We start from the raw sequence: 16,767 nt of genomic DNA on the forward strand, positions 1-16,767 counted from the left end.
TAATAGATCGAGGACTTAACCATATAATATGAAGCAAATGTTATCTAGTTTTGAAGGAATATGCCTTCATAGTTTGGTGATGATGGCAGAGAGGTCACACCCGTTCCCATACCGAACACGGAAGTTAAGCTCTCTAGCGCCGATGGTAGTTGGGACCTTGTCCCTGTGAGAGTAGGACGTCGCCAAGCAAAAACCTAAGTCGTTTCGACTTAGGTTTTTTTGTGTTTATTTTTATATATCAAATGTCATAATCCGTAAATTTAGTAATCTTAATGAGAGAAAAGAATGAAAATGAGGCTATTGAGGGTAATAGTAATGATTTTTTTGCTTTTCAGGCTTTCTAAGTGCTCCCAAACAATCCTTATGATAGGAACTGTTATTTCTTACTACAAGTATATATTTTACATAATGAGAGTAAGAAAAGCGGGATGAAAATAAGTATTCAATCCTTACAGTAATGAATGCGATACAAAGGAATAGAAACGATATGCTTTATTCCGCATTAACGGGCAGTAAGACCCCCACCTCAAATTTCAGCGGAAGCAAAGAAGCTAGGTGGGGGATCAACTGCCCGTAAAAGCCCGATTGGTGAGGGTTGATTAAAGTTTCACTTTATATAAAAGCGTACGGAATTAATATACAAACCGTTTTGTGTATGGTAGATCTCTAGAAATATATATTCTAATTGCTTATCCTTCTTGCATATAGTTACAATTATTCTTTTGAATATAACTAAAACACGAACGTTATTGATGAGTAATAAAAAAACATTCGATTATTTGTTGACATTGTTTATGAAATATTGTTAATATAGCCATAGAAAGAATAATATATAAGACCTCATATAATCGCGGGGATATGGCCTGCAAGTCTCTACCTAACGACCGTTATTCGTTAGACTATGAGGGAAAGTCACTCGGTATTTTTCTATTCACAAGGGATACGTATGCCTGAGTAGAGCGCTTTCTCTCATAGTAAAAGAGAAACTGTTCTATTTCAGGCTTTTTTTATTTGAATCGGGGGGATTCTAATATGAAATCACTAGTTGGAGTCATAATGGGAAGCACGTCAGACTGGGAAACAATGAAATATGCTTGTGACATTTTAGATGAATTAAATATACCGTATGAGAAAAAGGTTGTATCCGCTCATCGGACTCCGGATTATATGTTTGAATATGCAGAGACGGCTCGTGAACGTGGATTGAAAGTTATTATTGCGGGAGCTGGTGGAGCAGCACATTTACCAGGAATGGTTGCAGCGAAGACGAATCTTCCTGTAATCGGAGTTCCAGTTCAATCAAAAGCGTTAAACGGCTTAGATTCATTATTATCCATCGTCCAAATGCCAGGAGGGGTTCCAGTTGCAACTGTTGCAATTGGTAAGGCTGGTTCAACAAATGCTGGTTTACTTGCTGCACAAATACTTGGATCATTCCATGATGACATATATGATGCATTAGAATTGAGAAGAGAAGCAATTGAAAAAGATGTGCGCGAAGGTAGTGAGCTAGTATGACGAGAATCATTTTACCTGGAAAAACAATCGGTATTATTGGAGGCGGCCAGCTAGGAAGAATGATGGCATTGGCGGCTAAGGAGATGGGATATAAAATTGCTGTTTTAGATCCTACAAAAAACTCACCATGTGCACAAGTTGCTGATATTGAAATTGTTGCATCATATGACGATTTAAAAGCAATTCAGCATTTAGCAGAGATCAGTGATGTTGTCACATATGAATTTGAGAATATTGATTATAGATGTTTACAATGGCTTGAAAAACATGCTTACTTACCGCAAGGCAGTCAGTTGTTAAGTAAAACGCAAAATCGTTTTACAGAAAAGAATGCGATTGAGAAAGCAGGATTACCAGTAGCAACGTATAGATTAGTTCAAAATCAAGGTCAGCTTACTGAAGCAATCGCTGAGTTATCATATCCTTCTGTCTTAAAAACGACGACAGGTGGATATGATGGGAAAGGGCAAGTTGTTTTAAGAAGTGAGGATGACGTTGATACAGCGCGAGAGCTTGCGAATGCAGCAGAGTGTATTTTAGAGAAATGGGTGCCTTTTGAAAAAGAAGTATCAGTTATTGTCATTCGTAGTGTAAGTGGTGAAACGAAAGTATTTCCGGTAGCGGAAAATATTCATGTAAATAACATTTTGCATGAATCCATCGTTCCAGCTCGCATTACAGAAGAACTTTCTCAAAAAGCTATTGCTTATGCAAAAGTGCTTGCGGATGAACTAGAACTTGTGGGAACACTAGCGGTAGAGATGTTTGCTACAGCTGATGGTGAGATTTACATTAATGAATTAGCACCAAGACCTCACAATTCAGGACACTATACACAGGATGCATGTGAAACGAGTCAATTCGGCCAACATATTCGAGCAATCTGTAATTTACCTCTTGGAGAAACAAATTTGTTAAAACCAGTTGTCATGGTAAACATTTTAGGCGAACATATAGAAGGGGTCCTAAGACAAGTGAATAGATTAACCGGGTGCTATTTACACTTGTATGGAAAAGAAGAAGCAAAAGCGCAGCGAAAAATGGGGCATGTTAATATTTTAAATGATAATATTGAAGTCGCTCTAGAAAAAGCGAAGAGTTTGCATATTTGGGACCATCAAGAACAACTGTTGGAGGGAAAAAGATGATTAGTCGTTATACACGCCCAGAAATGGGTGCAATTTGGACGGAAGAGAACAAATTTAAAGCGTGGTTAGAAGTTGAGATTTTAGCTTGTGAAGCATGGGCTGAGCTTGGCGATATTCCGAAAGAAGATGTTAAAAAAATTCGTGAGCATGCATCATTTGATATTGATCGTATTTATGAAATTGAAAAAGAGACACGTCATGACGTAGTTGCATTCACTCGTGCTGTATCAGAAACACCAGCATTAGGCGAGGAACGTAAATGGATTCATTACGGTTTAACATCTACAGACGTAGTAGATACAGCGTTATCTTACATTTTAAAACAAGCGAATGAAATCATATTAAAAGACTTAGAAAACTTTGTAAGTATTTTAGCTAACAAAGCGAAAGAGCATAAATACACGATCATGATGGGAAGAACACACGGTGTTCATGCAGAACCAACAACATTCGGTTTAAAACTTGGTCTTTGGTATGAAGAAATGAAACGTAACGTAGAGCGTTTCAAACAAGCTGCTAATACAGTTCGTGTTGGTAAATTATCTGGTGCGGTTGGTACATATGCAAATATCGATCCATTCGTAGAAAAGTATGTTTGTGAAAACTTAGGATTAGAAGCAGCACCAATTTCAACACAAACATTGCAACGTGATCGCCATGCACATTACATGTCAACACTTGCATTAATCGCAACGTCTATCGAAAAGATGGCAGTTGAGATTCGTGGTTTACAAAAGAGTGAAACACGTGAAGTTGAAGAAGCTTTCGCAAAAGGTCAAAAGGGTTCTTCTGCAATGCCGCATAAGCGTAATCCAATTGGATCTGAAAATATGACTGGTTTAGCTCGTGTTATCCGCGGTTATATGATGACAGCTTATGAGAATGTTCCATTATGGCATGAGCGTGATATTTCTCACTCTTCAGCAGAACGCGTAATTTTACCAGATGCTACAATCGCGTTAAATTACATGCTAAACCGCTTTGGTAATATTGTTAAAAACTTAACTGTATACCCAGAGAATATGAAACGTAATATGACAAGAACATACGGCTTAATTTATTCTCAGCGCGTAATGCTTACATTAATCGATAAAGGTATGGTACGTGAGGAAGCTTACGATATCGTACAACCTAAAGCGATGGAAGCTTGGGAAACACAAGTACAATTTAAAGAGCTTGTAGAAGCTGATGAGCGTATTACGAGCAAGTTAACACAAGAAGAAATTAATGAATGCTTCAACTATGAGCATCATATGCAACACGTTGATACAATCTTTGAACGCCTTGGATTAAACGAAGCGTAAAATTTCATATGGCACAGAATAGAGTCATTCTGTGCCATTCTTTATAAAAACATTATTCACATTTTTCAAACTACAGGGGGCTTGCGAAATGCAAAAGCTAGAATTGCTGTATGAAGGTAAGGCAAAAAGAATTTATCGTACAGAATCAGCAGATATGGTTTGGGTAGAGTACAAAGATAGTGCGACTGCTTTCAATGGGGAGAAAAAAGAGACGATTACAGGAAAAGGTCGTTTGAACAATGAGATTACAACTTTATTGTTCAGAAAGTTACAAGAAGTAGGAATTAAAACACACTTTGTTGAGAAGCTATCTGAAACAGAACAACTTGTTAAAAAAGTGAGTATTATTCCTTTAGAAGTTGTCACAAGAAATGTAATTGCAGGAAGTCTTTCAAAACGATTAGGAATGGAAGAGGGAACTGTACTTGCAGAACCAATCGTAGAATTTTACTTCAAAGATGATGATTTAGGAGATCCGCTTGTAACGGAAGATCATATTCGTGTATTAAACGTTGCATCGCCAGAGCAAGTAAGCGTATTACGAGATATGGCTCTACAAATCAATCAAGTGTTGATTGATCATTTCGCAAGCTGTCGTGTAAGATTAGTAGATTTCAAATTAGAGTTTGGTGTAACGGATGAAGGAGAAATCATTTTAGCAGATGAAATTTCACCAGATACTTGCCGTTTATGGGATGAAACGAGCAATGAGAAGTTTGATAAAGACGTATTCCGTCGTGATCTTGGAAATTTAACAGATGCTTATGAAGAGATTTTAAAACGTTTAGGGGGAATTTCACATGTATAAAGTTAAGGTATATGTAACATTAAGAGAAAGCGTATTAGATCCACAAGGAACAGCAGTAAAAGGAGCACTTCATAGCCTTTCATTCACAGAAGTACAGGATGTTCGAATTGGAAAGTACATGGAACTAACAATTGATAAATCGGTAACCGACTTAGATAGCAAGGTAAAGGAAATGTGTGAAAAACTATTAGCAAACGTTGTAATGGAAGACTTCCGTTATGAAGTTGAGGAGGTTGTCGCACAGTGAAATTTGCCGTAATAGTATTTCCAGGTTCGAACTGTGATGTCGATATGTTCCATGCAATTAAAGATGAGCTTGGCGAAGAAGTAGATTACGTTTGGCACGATACAGAGAATTTAGATGAATATGATGCAATTCTACTACCAGGTGGTTTCTCTTATGGTGACTACTTACGCTGCGGTGCTATTTCTCGCTTTGCGAATGCAATGAAAGCAGTACAGAAAGCTGCTGAGCAAGGAAAGCCAATTTTAGGTGTATGTAATGGATTCCAGATTCTTGTTGAATCAGGATTATTACCAGGAGCATTAATGAGAAATGAAAACTTAAAATTTATGTGTCGAACAGTTCAGTTACGTGTTGAAAATAATGAAACAATGTTTACATCACAATATGAAAAAGATGAAGTAATCAATATTCCAATTGCACATGGTGAGGGGAATTACTATTGTGATGAAGAGACTCTTAAACAATTAGAAGAGAATAATCAAATCGCATTCCGTTACGTAGAAAACCCGAACGGAAGCGTTTCAGATATTGCTGGTATTGTAAACGAAAAAGGGAATGTACTGGGTATGATGCCACACCCAGAGCGTGCTGTAGATGAATTACTTGGCGGTGCTGAAGGGTTAAAAGTCTTTCAATCTATCTTAAAACAGTGGAGGGAAACATATGTCGTTAATGCTTGAACCAAATCCAACACAAATTAAAGAAGAGCGCATATATGCGGAAATGGGGCTAACAGACGAAGAGTTCGCCATGGTTGAAAAGATTTTAGGCCGTCTGCCAAATTATACAGAAACAGGATTATTCTCTGTTATGTGGTCTGAACATTGTAGTTATAAAAATTCAAAACCAGTACTTCGAAAATTCCCAACAACAGGTGAGCGAGTCTTGCAAGGGCCTGGGGAAGGTGCTGGAATTGTAGACATCGGTGATAATCAAGCGGTTGTATTTAAAATGGAAAGTCATAACCACCCTTCTGCTATTGAGCCATATCAAGGAGCAGCAACAGGTGTTGGCGGTATTATTCGTGACGTATTCTCTATGGGAGCACGTCCAGTAGCTCTATTAAACTCACTTCGATTTGGAGAATTACAATCACCACGTGTGAAATACTTATTCGAAGAAGTAGTAGCAGGAATTGCGGGATACGGTAACTGTATCGGTATTCCGACTGTTGGCGGCGAAGTACAGTTTGATCCATGTTATGAAGGAAATCCACTTGTAAATGCAATGTGCGTAGGCTTAATTAACCACGAAGACATTAAAAAAGGGCAAGCGCACGGTGCTGGAAACACAGTAATGTACGTAGGAGCATCAACTGGTCGTGATGGTATCCACGGTGCTACATTCGCATCTGAAGAGTTATCTGAAAGCTCAGAAGCGAAGCGTCCAGCAGTTCAAGTAGGAGATCCATTTATGGAGAAACTTCTTATTGAAGCTTGTTTAGAACTTATTCAATCGGATGCACTTGTTGGAATTCAAGATATGGGTGCAGCTGGTTTAACATCATCTTCTGCAGAAATGGCAAGTAAAGCAGGAATGGGTATTGAAATGTACTTAGATGATGTACCACAACGAGAAACAGGAATGACACCATATGAAATGATGCTATCTGAATCACAAGAGCGTATGTTAATTGTTGTGAAAAAAGGTAGAGAGCAAGAGATAGTAGATTTATTTGAGAAGTATGGTCTTGCAGCCGTTACGATGGGGAAAGTAACGGAAGACAAAATGCTTCGTTTATTCCATAAAGGTGAAATGGTAGCTGAAGTACCAGCGGATGCTCTTGCAGAAGAAGCGCCAATTTATCATAAACCATCACAAGAAGCAGCATACTTTGCTGAATTCCAGCAGATGAAAATGGAAACACCAAAAGTAGAAAATTATAAAGAAACGTTATTCGCTCTATTACAACAACCGACGATTGCAAGTAAAGAGTGGGTTTATGATCAATATGATTATCAAGTTCGCACAAGCACAGTTGTTACACCGGGTTCAGATGCAGCAGTTGTACGTGTACGCGGTACAGAAAAAGGATTAGCAATGACGACAGATTGTAACTCTCGCTACATTTATTTAGATCCAGAAATGGGCGGTAAAATTGCAGTAGCAGAGGCAGCACGTAATATCGTATGTTCTGGAGGAGAGCCACTTGCAATTACAGATTGCTTAAACTTCGGTAATCCAGAGAAACCAGAAATCTTCTGGCAAATTGAGAAATCAGTAGATGGTATGAGTGAAGCTTGTCGCACATTACAAACACCAGTTATAGGCGGAAACGTATCAATGTATAACGAACGTAGTGGTGAAGCGGTATATCCAACACCGACAGTTGGGATGGTCGGACTAGTACATGACTTAAAACATGTAACAACACAAGAGTTTAAGCAAGCTGGCGATTTAGTTTATGTTATCGGAGAGACGAAAGCTGAGTTTGGTGGAAGTGAATTACAGAAAATGCTTCACGGCAAAATTTTCGGCCAATCACCAAGTATCGATCTAGACGTAGAATTAAAACGTCAAAAACAAGTATTAGCAGCAATTCAAGCTGGCCTTGTTCAATCTGCACATGACGTTGCTGAAGGTGGTTTAGCAGTTGCAATTTCAGAAAGTGCAATTGGTGCTAACGGCTTAGGTGCTACTGTGAAATTAGACGGGGAAGCAACAGCGGCATTATTTGCGGAATCGCAATCTCGCTTCGTGATAACTGTAAAACGTGAAAATAAAGAAGCGTTCGAGAAAGCGGTAGAAGCAATTCAAGTTGGAGAAGTAACAAATACAAATGAAGTGACAATTCATAATGAAGAAAATGAAGTATTACTTACAGCAAATGTAGATGAAATGAGAAAGGCTTGGAAAGGGGCAATCCCATGCTTGCTGAAATAAAGGGGTTAAACGAAGAATGTGGCGTTTTCGGAATTTGGGGGCATGAAAATGCGGCACAAGTTTCATATTACGGATTGCACAGTTTACAGCACCGTGGGCAAGAAGGCGCAGGCATTGTCGTAAATAATGGAGAAAAAATCGTCGGTCACAAGGGGTTAGGTTTAATATCGGAAGTGTTTTCAAGAGGAGAGCTAGAAGGATTGAACGGGAAATCAGCAATCGGACACGTACGATACGCGACGGCTGGTGGAAGTGAAGTGGCTAACGTTCAACCATTACTATTCCGTTTTTCTGATCATAGTATGGCATTAGCTCATAACGGGAATTTAATTAATGCAAAAATGCTTCGCCGCGAATTAGAGGCAGAGGGAAGTATTTTTCAAACAAGTTCAGATACAGAAGTACTTTTACACCTTATTAAACGTAGTACGAAAGGTTCGTTAATTGAAAGTGTAAAAGAAGCTCTAAATAAAGTGAAAGGTGCGTTTGCATATCTTTTACTAACTGGAAATGAAATGATTGTTGCGCTAGATCCAAATGGATTCCGTCCCCTTTCAATTGGAAAGATGGGAGATGCTTACGTTGTAGCATCAGAAACATGTGCTTTTGATGTAGTAGGTGCAACATACATTCGTGATGTAGAACCGGGTGAATTACTTATCATTAATGATGATGGAATTCACGTAGATCGTTTTACAAATGATGTAGAACATGCAATTTGCAGTATGGAATACATTTACTTCGCACGCCCAGATTCAAATATCGCTGGTGTTAACGTCCATGCAGCACGTAAAAACATGGGGAAACGTTTGGCGGCAGAAGCTCCTATTGAAGCTGATGTTGTTACTGGTGTACCAGACTCTAGCATTTCAGCAGCAATTGGTTATGCGGAGGCGACAGGTATTCCATATGAGTTAGGATTAATTAAAAATCGTTACGTTGGACGTACGTTTATTCAACCTTCTCAGGAACTGCGAGAGCAAGGGGTTAAGATGAAGCTTTCAGCAGTAAGAGGTGTAGTTGAAGGAAAACGAGTTGTTATGATTGATGATTCTATCGTACGAGGAACAACGAGTAAACGAATTGTTCGTATGCTTCGCGAGGCTGGAGCGACAGAAGTTCACGTAAGAATAGCTTCACCACCTTTGAAATATCCATGTTTCTATGGCATTGATATTCAAACGAGAAAAGAATTAATTGCAGCAAATCATACGGTAGAAGAAATTCGTGAAATGATCGGTGCAGACTCATTAACATTTTTAAGTGAAGATGGATTAGTAGATGCAATTGGACGTCCATATGAAGGGAAATACGGTGGCCTATGTATGGCGTACTTCAATGGAGATTATCCAACAGCTCTTTATGATTATGAGCAAGAGCTTTTAGAAAGTATGAAATAAGAAGAAAAAAGCTTCTACTTCTTTTTGATGTAGAAGCTAGCTTCTTTCTTAAAACGGCCCGCACAGGATAGGGAGAAATTAAAAGACGAGGTGTAGATAACGATGGCGAATGCATATAAGCAAGCAGGAGTAGATATTGAAGCTGGATATGAAGCGGTATCTCGCATGAAAAAACACGTACAAACAACAATGAGAAAAGAAGTACTAGGCGGTTTAGGCGGTTTTGGAGGTATGTTTGACCTATCAAAATTTGCATTAGAAGAACCTGTATTAGTATCTGGAACAGATGGCGTGGGAACGAAATTGATGCTCGCTTTTATGGCAGATAAACATGACACAATTGGTATTGATGCGGTAGCAATGTGTGTAAATGATATTGTTGTCCAAGGAGCAGAGCCGCTTTTCTTCCTTGATTATATTGCTTGTGGTAAAGCTGAACCTAGTAAAATTGAAAACATCGTCAAAGGTATATCAGAGGGCTGTCGCCAAGCAGGTTGTGCTTTAATTGGTGGAGAAACAGCTGAAATGCCAGGAATGTATTCTACAGAAGAATACGATTTAGCTGGTTTTACAGTTGGGATCGTTGATAAAAAGAAAATTGTAACAGGTGAAAAAATTGAAGCTGGTCACGTATTAATTGGCTTAGCATCTAGCGGTATTCATAGTAACGGTTATTCTTTAGTACGAAAAGTATTACTAGAAGATGGAGAACTATCTTTAGATCGCATTTACGGACGCTTAGAGCTACCTCTTGGTGAAGAATTATTAAAACCAACGAAAATTTATGTCAAACCTATTTTAGAACTATTGAAGAAATATGAAGTATACGGTATGGCACATATTACAGGTGGCGGATTCATTGAAAATATTCCACGTATGTTACCAGAAGAAATCGGTGCAGAAATTGAATTAGGATCTTGGGAAATTCAGCCGATCTTTAGTTTACTTCAAGAAGTTGGCAAGCTGGAAGAGAAAGAAATGTTCAATATTTTTAACATGGGTATTGGTATGGTAGTAGCGGTGAAGGAAGAAGATGCAAAAGATGTTGTTCGTCTTCTTGAAGAGCAAGGAGAAACTGCTCGTATTATTGGACGCACTGTACAAGGAGCTGGCGTTACTTTTAATGGAGGCACAGCGCTATGAGTAGATTAGCAGTTTTTGCTTCTGGAAGCGGATCTAACTTTCAATCTCTCGTTAATGCAGTAGAAGAAAAAAGATTGGGTGCAGAAATTAGTTTATTAGTATGTGATAAACCAGAAGCACGCGCTGTTGGGCGAGCACATTATCATCATATCCCGTGTTTCGCTTTTTCAGCGAAAGCATATGAGTCAAAAGAAGCGTTTGAAAAAGAGATATTAAAGAAGCTAGAAGAGTATGAAATTGATTATGTTATTTTAGCTGGATATATGCGTTTAATTGGACCAACTTTACTAGAAGCTTACGGCGGAAGGATTATTAATATTCATCCATCACTATTACCGAGTTTTCCAGGGAAAGATGCTGTTGGTCAAGCGTTAGAAGCAGGTGTGAAAGTAACTGGAGTAACGATTCATTATGTAGACGCAGGTATGGATACAGGGCCAATTATTGCACAAGAAGCAGTAGTTGTTTCTGAAGGGGATACGAGAGAAAGCTTACAAAAGAAAATTCAACAAGTTGAACATAAATTATACGTAAATACAGTGAATCAAATTGTTCAATCTACGAAAGAACCAACTGTCAACTAACATACAACCAGGGGTGAAGGGTAAATGAAAAAGCGTGCATTAGTAAGTGTTTCAGATAAAACAGGAGTAGTAGAATTTGTTAAAGGTTTACTAGAACAAGGGATCGAAGTTATATCAACAGGCGGTACAAAAAAATTACTAGAAGAAAACGGCTTACAAGTAATCGGTATTTCTGAAGTAACTGGTTTCCCAGAAATTATGGATGGTCGTGTGAAAACATTACATCCAAATATTCATGGTGGTCTATTAGCAGTTCGCGATAATGAAACGCATGTAGCACAAATGAATGAGTTAGGTATAGAGCCAATTGATTTTGTTATCGTTAACTTATACCCATTCAAAGAAACAATCGCTAAGCCTGATGTAACATTTGCTGATGCAATTGAAAATATTGATATTGGTGGCCCAACAATGATTCGCTCTGCTGCGAAAAATCACAAATTTGTATCGGTAATTGTAGATCCAGTAGATTACGATGTTGTATTAGCAGAACTGGAAGAGAACGGTGAAGTAAAAGAAGAAACGAAACGTAAATTAGCAGCGAAAGTATTCCGCCATACAGCAGCATATGATGCGTTAATCTCTAACTACTTAACAGAGCAAATGGGTGAAGAAAGCCCAGAAACATTAACTGTGACATTTGAGAAAAAGCAAGACTTACGTTATGGCGAGAACCCACATCAAAAGGCAACTTTCTATAAAGCGCCATTCGCAGCAACTTCTTCTGTTGCATACGCAGAACAATTACACGGTAAAGAATTATCATATAACAATATTAATGATGCAGACGCAGCACTTAGCATCGTAAAAGAATTTACAGAGCCAGCAGTAGTAGCAGTAAAACATATGAATCCATGTGGTGTTGGAGTAGGAACTGATATTCATGAAGCATACACACGTGCTTATGAAGCGGATCCAGTATCAATCTTTGGAGGGATTATTGCAGCGAATCGTGAGATCGACAAATCTACAGCTGAAAAGTTACATGAAATTTTCTTAGAAATTATTATTGCACCTTCTTTCTCAAAAGAAGCTTTGGAAGTGTTGCAAAATAAGAAAAACTTACGTTTACTAACTGTAAATATTGAAAAATCGACAAGTGCGAGCAAAAAACTAACTTCTGTACAAGGCGGACTTCTTGTTCAAGAGGAAGATACGTTATCATTAGATGAAAGTACAATTTCAATTCCAACAAAACGTGAACCTTCAGAGCAAGAATGGAAAGATTTAAAACTAGCTTGGAAAGTTGTAAAACATGTGAAGTCAAATGCAATTGTTTTAGCGAAAGATGATATGACAATTGGTGTCGGTGCGGGACAGATGAACCGTGTAGGTTCTGCAAAAATTGCAATTACACAAGCTGGTGAAAAAGCACAAGGTAGCGCGCTTGCATCTGATGCTTTCTTCCCAATGCCAGATACATTAGAAGAAGCAGCAAAAGCAGGAATTACAGCAATCATTCAACCAGGCGGATCAATCCGTGATGAAGATTCTATTAAAGTGGCGGATACGTATGGGATTGCGATGGTGTTCACTGGCGTACGTCATTTCAAACACTAATAGAGGGTGTTTAAAAAGTCCGGTTAAGATAACCTTCGCATGTCGTCGTTGCATTGCCAGTGCGGTACTCATGTAGGAAAACTACACTCCGTGTCCTCCTGGCAAATGCGCCTCGACCTGCTCGGTTCTCTTAATCCTCCTTTTTAAACTTACAGTGATATGAAAACAAACTAGGAGCATAGCTTCTAGTTTGTACTTATTTAAGTATTGGGGGATGAAATATGAATGTTTTAGTAATTGGACGCGGTGGGCGTGAGCATGCTTTAGCTTGGAAGTTTGCACAATCTACAAAAGTGAAAAAGGTGTATGTAGCACCGGGCAATGAAGGTATGCGCGATATTGCAACACCAGTTGATATTGATGAAAATGATTTTGATGCGTTAGTTTTATTTGCTAAAGAGAATCATGTTGAGTTAACTTTCGTTGGACCAGAAATTCCGCTTATGAATGGAATTGTTGATCGTTTTACAGAAGAGGGACTTCGCGTATTTGGTCCGAATAAAGCGGCTGCTGTTATTGAAGGTAGCAAAGCTTTTACGAAAGAATTGATGAAAAAATATGATATTCCAACTGCTGCATATGAAACTTTTACAGATTATGAAGAAGCAGTACAGTACATTCAAAAAGTTGGTGCACCGATTGTTATTAAGGCAGATGGATTAGCTGCTGGAAAAGGTGTAACAGTAGCGATGACGCTTGAAGAGGCATTACAAGCTGCAAAAGAAATGCTACAAGATGTAAAGTTCGGCGAAGCGAGTAAGAAGGTCGTTATTGAAGAGTTCTTAGATGGACAAGAATTTTCATTAATGGCATTTGTGAATGGAACAAATGTGCATCCGATGGTAATCGCGCAAGATCATAAACGAGCTTTTGATGGAGATAAAGGTCCAAATACAGGTGGAATGGGTGCATATTCTCCAGTACCACAAATTCCGGAATCAGCAGTTCAAGAGGCGATAAAAAACGTATTGCATCCAACTGCTAAAGCGATGATTGCAGAAAATCGATCGTTTACAGGTATTTTATATGCGGGACTTATTTTAACAAATGATGGTCCAAAGGTAATTGAGTTTAATGCTCGCTTTGGTGATCCTGAAACGGAAGTTGTATTACCACGCCTAGAAAATGATTTAGTTGATGTATGTAACGCTGTATTAGATGAGAGTGAACTAACGTTACAATGGTCAGAAGAAGCAGTTATTGGCGTTGTACTTGCTTCGAAAGGATATCCAGAAGTATATAAAAAAGGTGATATTATTAACGGGTTAGATGCATTGCAAGATGTAATTGTGTTTCATTCAGGTACAGCGATGAAACATGGTGATTTTGTAACAAACGGTGGTCGTGTACTATTTGTTGCTTGTAAGGCGAATAGTTTACAAGAAGCGAAAGATAAGGTGTATAAAGAAATTGGTAAAATTGAGAGTGATGCTCTATTTTACCGAAGTGATATAGGATATCGTGCAATTGGGCATGAGATGATGAGAAGCTAATATGTAAAAAATCTCGCTGAGAAATCAGCGAGATTTTTTATACATCTTTATCTTTTTTCAATTTCCCTTTTTGCTTTGCCATTTCTCGAAGTAAATACTCGATGTGTGCATTGACGCTACGAAACTCATCATTCGCCCATTTTTCGATGACTGCGTGTAATTCAGGATCAATACGTAATGGAAAGCTTTTCTTTTTAGCCATAGTGATTTACAACCTTTTAGTATAGGCTTCCTGTATTAATAACTGGTTGCGCACCTTTATCTGAAACGATGGCAACTAATAGGTTGTTCACCATATTCGCTTTACGCTCGTCATCTAATTCAAGTACGCCTTCTTCATCTAACATATGGATTGAATCTTTTGCCATCTTCACAGCACCTTCAACAATCTCTTTTCTAGCAGCTAATACTGCTTTTGCTTGTTGGCGTTGTAGCATTGCATGGGCAATTTCTGTTGCATAAGCTAAATGTGTTAAACGAGTTTCTAACACTTCTACGCCAGCAATTTCAAGGCGTGCTTCTAATTCACGTTTTAATTCTTCAGAAATTTCTTCAGTATTTCCACGTAACGTAATGCAAGTTTCATCTTGGAAATTATCATAAGGATATTTCGTTGCAACGTGGCGGATTGCCGTTTCGCTTTGAATTTCTACAAATCGATCATAATGTTCAACGCCGAACATCGCTTTTGCAGAATCAACAACTTTATAGACGATAACAGCTGCAATTTCAATTGGATTTCCGTCAACATCATTTACTTTTAATTTCTTACTATTAAAGTTCTCAACACGTAATGATACAGTTTGACGGAACGCGAACGGAATCGTTAAAAATAAACCGTTTTGACGAATTGTTCCTAAATAATTACCGAAAAACGTAATGACTTTTGCTTGATTTGGTTGAACAATACCAATACCTGTAGCAAGAACTGCAGCTAAAATAATAGTTAATGCTGCTCCTATGAAAATTTCTTGCACGAGGAAAAATACACCGATAGCGGCTAAAATCAAAATTCCAATAATCCCAAGAAAACCATTAACATAAAACACTTGTTTTTCTTTCATATGATCGCCTCCTGATATAAAAATGATATCACTTTTATATCATTTTAAGCAAGAGGTTTACACCTAATTTTCTGAATTTTATTGATTATGTATATTTTAATGTCTGAAATGAGAATATATGTTCTATTTTTGTGATAAAATAAAGAAGACTTAACCGCCCACTGCAGCAGCTAAGTCCCTTTGAGAGCATCTTGCATCGTGACAAATGATTCAAAGCGGTTTTGCCAGGATTATATCTTCAATCGCTGACTCAATCTCTTTGTCAGAAGCGTCATAACTTCCATTTGACTGTGGTTTGTCGTGCTTGGAAGTTTGATTCGCTTCTTCTTTAGTATGTCCCTTCTCAGCAAAATTCATGCTAGACATTTTAAATGCCCCCATGTTCATGTATTTTCCGAATTTCCACATTTCAACAATAGGGCAGAAACGAACAATTCCCTCTGCAACTTTCATTGCACCAATCCATAGCAAAATGTTAGACCAAGTGCACCAAGGTTTGCGCACGAGTTTCGTTGCACTACAACCGAAGAGGACAAGTCCGAGTGTAATTCGAATTAGGGCATTTATTGTACCGATATTTTGCTTCATTAGAAAAACACTCCTTTTATGAAAGTTGAAATAGATAATACTATTTCTTTTATTAGTATCCCTTTTGATTTTTCGGATATGTAATCCAACATTTGACGTGGAAAAAGATGTTGGATTGTGCGTGTGTGTAAGTAGCTTTTTTTGTTATAATGAAAGAATGCATAAAAGGAAGTTCAAAATTAAATCCTCTCGTTTAAAAAATGTCGAAGAGGGGATTTCAAACTTAATTCTCCGCTTTAAACAAATATTTAAGGTGAACTTAAAAAATCCTAATGAAAATAAACTGTTATTTTAAACAGAAATATATACAACTTGAGAAAAGAAAGGGTGTTTTCATGTACGATATTTCCGGATGGAAACATGTATTTAAGCTTGATCCGAATAAGGAATTAAGTGAAGAACATTTAGAAATGATTTGTGAGTCTGGAACAGATGCTGTTATTGTAGGCGGAAGTGATGGGGTGACAATTGATAATGTACTACACATGCTAGTTAGCATTCGTAGATATGCAGTTCCTTGTGTGTTAGAGGTTTCTGATGTGGAAGCAATTACACCAGGATTCGATTTTTATTATATCCCAAGCGTTTTAAATAGCCGAAAGGTGGAATGGGTAACAGGCGTTCATCATGAGGCTTTGAAAGAATTTGGGGATATTATGGATTGGGACGAAATTTTTATGGAAGGATATTGTGTTTTAAATCCTGAAGCGAAAGTAGCCCAGCTTACAGATGCAAAGTGTGATGTAACAGAAGATGATGTGATTGCATACGCGCGTTTAGCAGACAAGCTATTACGTTTACCGATATTTTATTTAGAGTATAGCGGTACGTATGGAGATGTTGAACTTGTTAAAAATGTAAAAGCACAATTGAAACAAGCTAAGTTATATTATGGCGGTGGTATTTCTAATGCGGAACAGGCGAAGGAAATGGCGCAGCATGCTGATACAGTAGTTGTTGGAAATATTATTTATGATGATATAAAAGCAGCGTTAAAAACGGTTAAAGCAGTAAAAGGAGAGTAGGT

16 protein-coding genes, 1 rRNA gene and 1 riboswitch are annotated in these 16,767 nt (G+C 38.0%); of the genes, 14 read left to right on the forward strand and 3 right to left on the reverse strand.

What is annotated here, in order from left to right:
• Positions 1–72: 72 nt before the first annotated feature.
• From rrf to purD, 13 genes are all read left to right on the forward strand, one after another.
• A 5S ribosomal RNA gene (gene rrf / locus RTP99_RS18040) occupies positions 73–188 on the forward strand.
• Positions 189–820: 632 nt separating this feature from the next.
• Positions 821–922: riboswitch (purine riboswitch) on the forward strand.
• A 110-nt stretch (positions 923–1,032) separates the two neighbouring features.
• On the forward strand, positions 1,033–1,518 hold the full coding sequence (gene purE, locus RTP99_RS18045) for a 5-(carboxyamino)imidazole ribonucleotide mutase (RefSeq protein ID WP_000839371.1): 486 nt from the start codon (positions 1,033–1,035) through the stop codon (positions 1,516–1,518).
• Entirely contained in the window at positions 1,515–2,666 is a 1,152-nt protein-coding gene (gene purK, locus RTP99_RS18050) for a 5-(carboxyamino)imidazole ribonucleotide synthase (protein ID WP_000196798.1), read from the forward strand. The genes purE and purK overlap by 4 nt, the downstream gene beginning before the upstream one ends.
• Positions 2,663–3,970 carry an adenylosuccinate lyase gene (purB, locus tag RTP99_RS18055; protein WP_000625677.1) on the forward strand — a complete coding sequence of 436 codons (1,308 nt, stop codon included), beginning with the start codon at positions 2,663–2,665 and terminating at the stop codon, positions 3,968–3,970. Before purK ends, purB begins: the two co-directional genes overlap by 4 nt.
• A gap of 88 nt (positions 3,971–4,058) precedes the next feature.
• Complete coding sequence (gene purC / locus RTP99_RS18060; protein ID WP_001170542.1) at positions 4,059–4,778, forward strand: phosphoribosylaminoimidazolesuccinocarboxamide synthase; 720 nt, start codon at positions 4,059–4,061, stop codon at positions 4,776–4,778.
• Complete coding sequence (gene purS, locus RTP99_RS18065; RefSeq protein ID WP_000278826.1) at positions 4,771–5,025, forward strand: phosphoribosylformylglycinamidine synthase subunit PurS; 255 nt, start codon at positions 4,771–4,773, stop codon at positions 5,023–5,025. Before purC ends, purS begins: the two co-directional genes overlap by 8 nt.
• Complete coding sequence (gene purQ, locus RTP99_RS18070; RefSeq protein WP_000666779.1) at positions 5,022–5,705, forward strand: phosphoribosylformylglycinamidine synthase subunit PurQ; 684 nt, start codon at positions 5,022–5,024, stop codon at positions 5,703–5,705. The genes purS and purQ overlap by 4 nt, the downstream gene beginning before the upstream one ends.
• Positions 5,689–7,908, forward strand: a complete 2,220-nt coding sequence (gene purL, locus RTP99_RS18075; RefSeq protein WP_000055587.1) for a phosphoribosylformylglycinamidine synthase II — start codon at positions 5,689–5,691, stop codon at positions 7,906–7,908. The genes purQ and purL overlap by 17 nt, the downstream gene beginning before the upstream one ends.
• Positions 7,893–9,308 carry an amidophosphoribosyltransferase gene (gene purF / locus RTP99_RS18080; protein ID WP_000879037.1) on the forward strand — a complete coding sequence of 472 codons (1,416 nt, stop codon included), beginning with the start codon at positions 7,893–7,895 and terminating at the stop codon, positions 9,306–9,308. The genes purL and purF overlap by 16 nt, the downstream gene beginning before the upstream one ends.
• A gap of 102 nt (positions 9,309–9,410) precedes the next feature.
• Positions 9,411–10,451 (forward strand): phosphoribosylformylglycinamidine cyclo-ligase, encoded by a 1,041-nt coding sequence (gene purM, locus RTP99_RS18085; RefSeq protein WP_001262431.1) that lies wholly within the window; start codon positions 9,411–9,413, stop codon positions 10,449–10,451.
• Positions 10,448–11,035: a phosphoribosylglycinamide formyltransferase gene (gene purN / locus RTP99_RS18090; RefSeq protein ID WP_000088595.1), complete on the forward strand. Its 588-nt coding sequence runs from the start codon at positions 10,448–10,450 to the stop codon at positions 11,033–11,035. Before purM ends, purN begins: the two co-directional genes overlap by 4 nt.
• A 24-nt stretch (positions 11,036–11,059) precedes the next feature.
• Entirely contained in the window at positions 11,060–12,595 is a 1,536-nt protein-coding gene (gene purH, locus RTP99_RS18095; RefSeq protein WP_000745401.1) for a bifunctional phosphoribosylaminoimidazolecarboxamide formyltransferase/IMP cyclohydrolase, read from the forward strand.
• 221 nt (positions 12,596–12,816) lie between these two features.
• A complete protein-coding gene (purD, locus tag RTP99_RS18100; protein ID WP_001101988.1) occupies positions 12,817–14,088 on the forward strand; it encodes a phosphoribosylamine--glycine ligase in 1,272 nt (423 codons plus the stop codon).
• Between the two features lie 37 nt (positions 14,089–14,125).
• On the opposite strand, the gene RTP99_RS18105 is transcribed toward purD, so the two are convergent.
• The 3 genes from RTP99_RS18105 to RTP99_RS18115 form a co-directional block, all read right to left on the reverse strand.
• Positions 14,126–14,290 carry a type II toxin-antitoxin system antitoxin gene (locus tag RTP99_RS18105; RefSeq protein WP_001085173.1) on the reverse strand — a complete coding sequence of 55 codons (165 nt, stop codon included), beginning with the start codon at positions 14,288–14,290 and terminating at the stop codon, positions 14,126–14,128.
• 16 nt (positions 14,291–14,306) lie between these two features.
• A complete protein-coding gene (locus tag RTP99_RS18110; protein WP_000660683.1) occupies positions 14,307–15,152 on the reverse strand; it encodes an SPFH domain-containing protein in 846 nt (281 codons plus the stop codon).
• Between the two features lie 210 nt (positions 15,153–15,362).
• Positions 15,363–15,740 (reverse strand): YgaP family membrane protein, encoded by a 378-nt coding sequence (locus RTP99_RS18115; RefSeq protein WP_011039936.1) that lies wholly within the window; start codon positions 15,738–15,740, stop codon positions 15,363–15,365.
• 335 nt (positions 15,741–16,075) lie between these two features.
• Here RTP99_RS18115 and pcrB point away from each other — a divergent pair, with 335 nt between their 5' ends.
• Positions 16,076–16,765 (forward strand): heptaprenylglyceryl phosphate synthase, encoded by a 690-nt coding sequence (gene pcrB, locus RTP99_RS18120; RefSeq protein WP_000272110.1) that lies wholly within the window; start codon positions 16,076–16,078, stop codon positions 16,763–16,765.
• Positions 16,766–16,767: the final 2 nt, after the last annotated feature.

This window comes from Bacillus sp. (in: firmicutes) (assembly GCF_031983925.1).
In the GTDB taxonomy this organism is placed as follows: Bacteria; Bacillota; Bacilli; order Bacillales; family Bacillaceae_G; genus Bacillus_A; species Bacillus_A pacificus.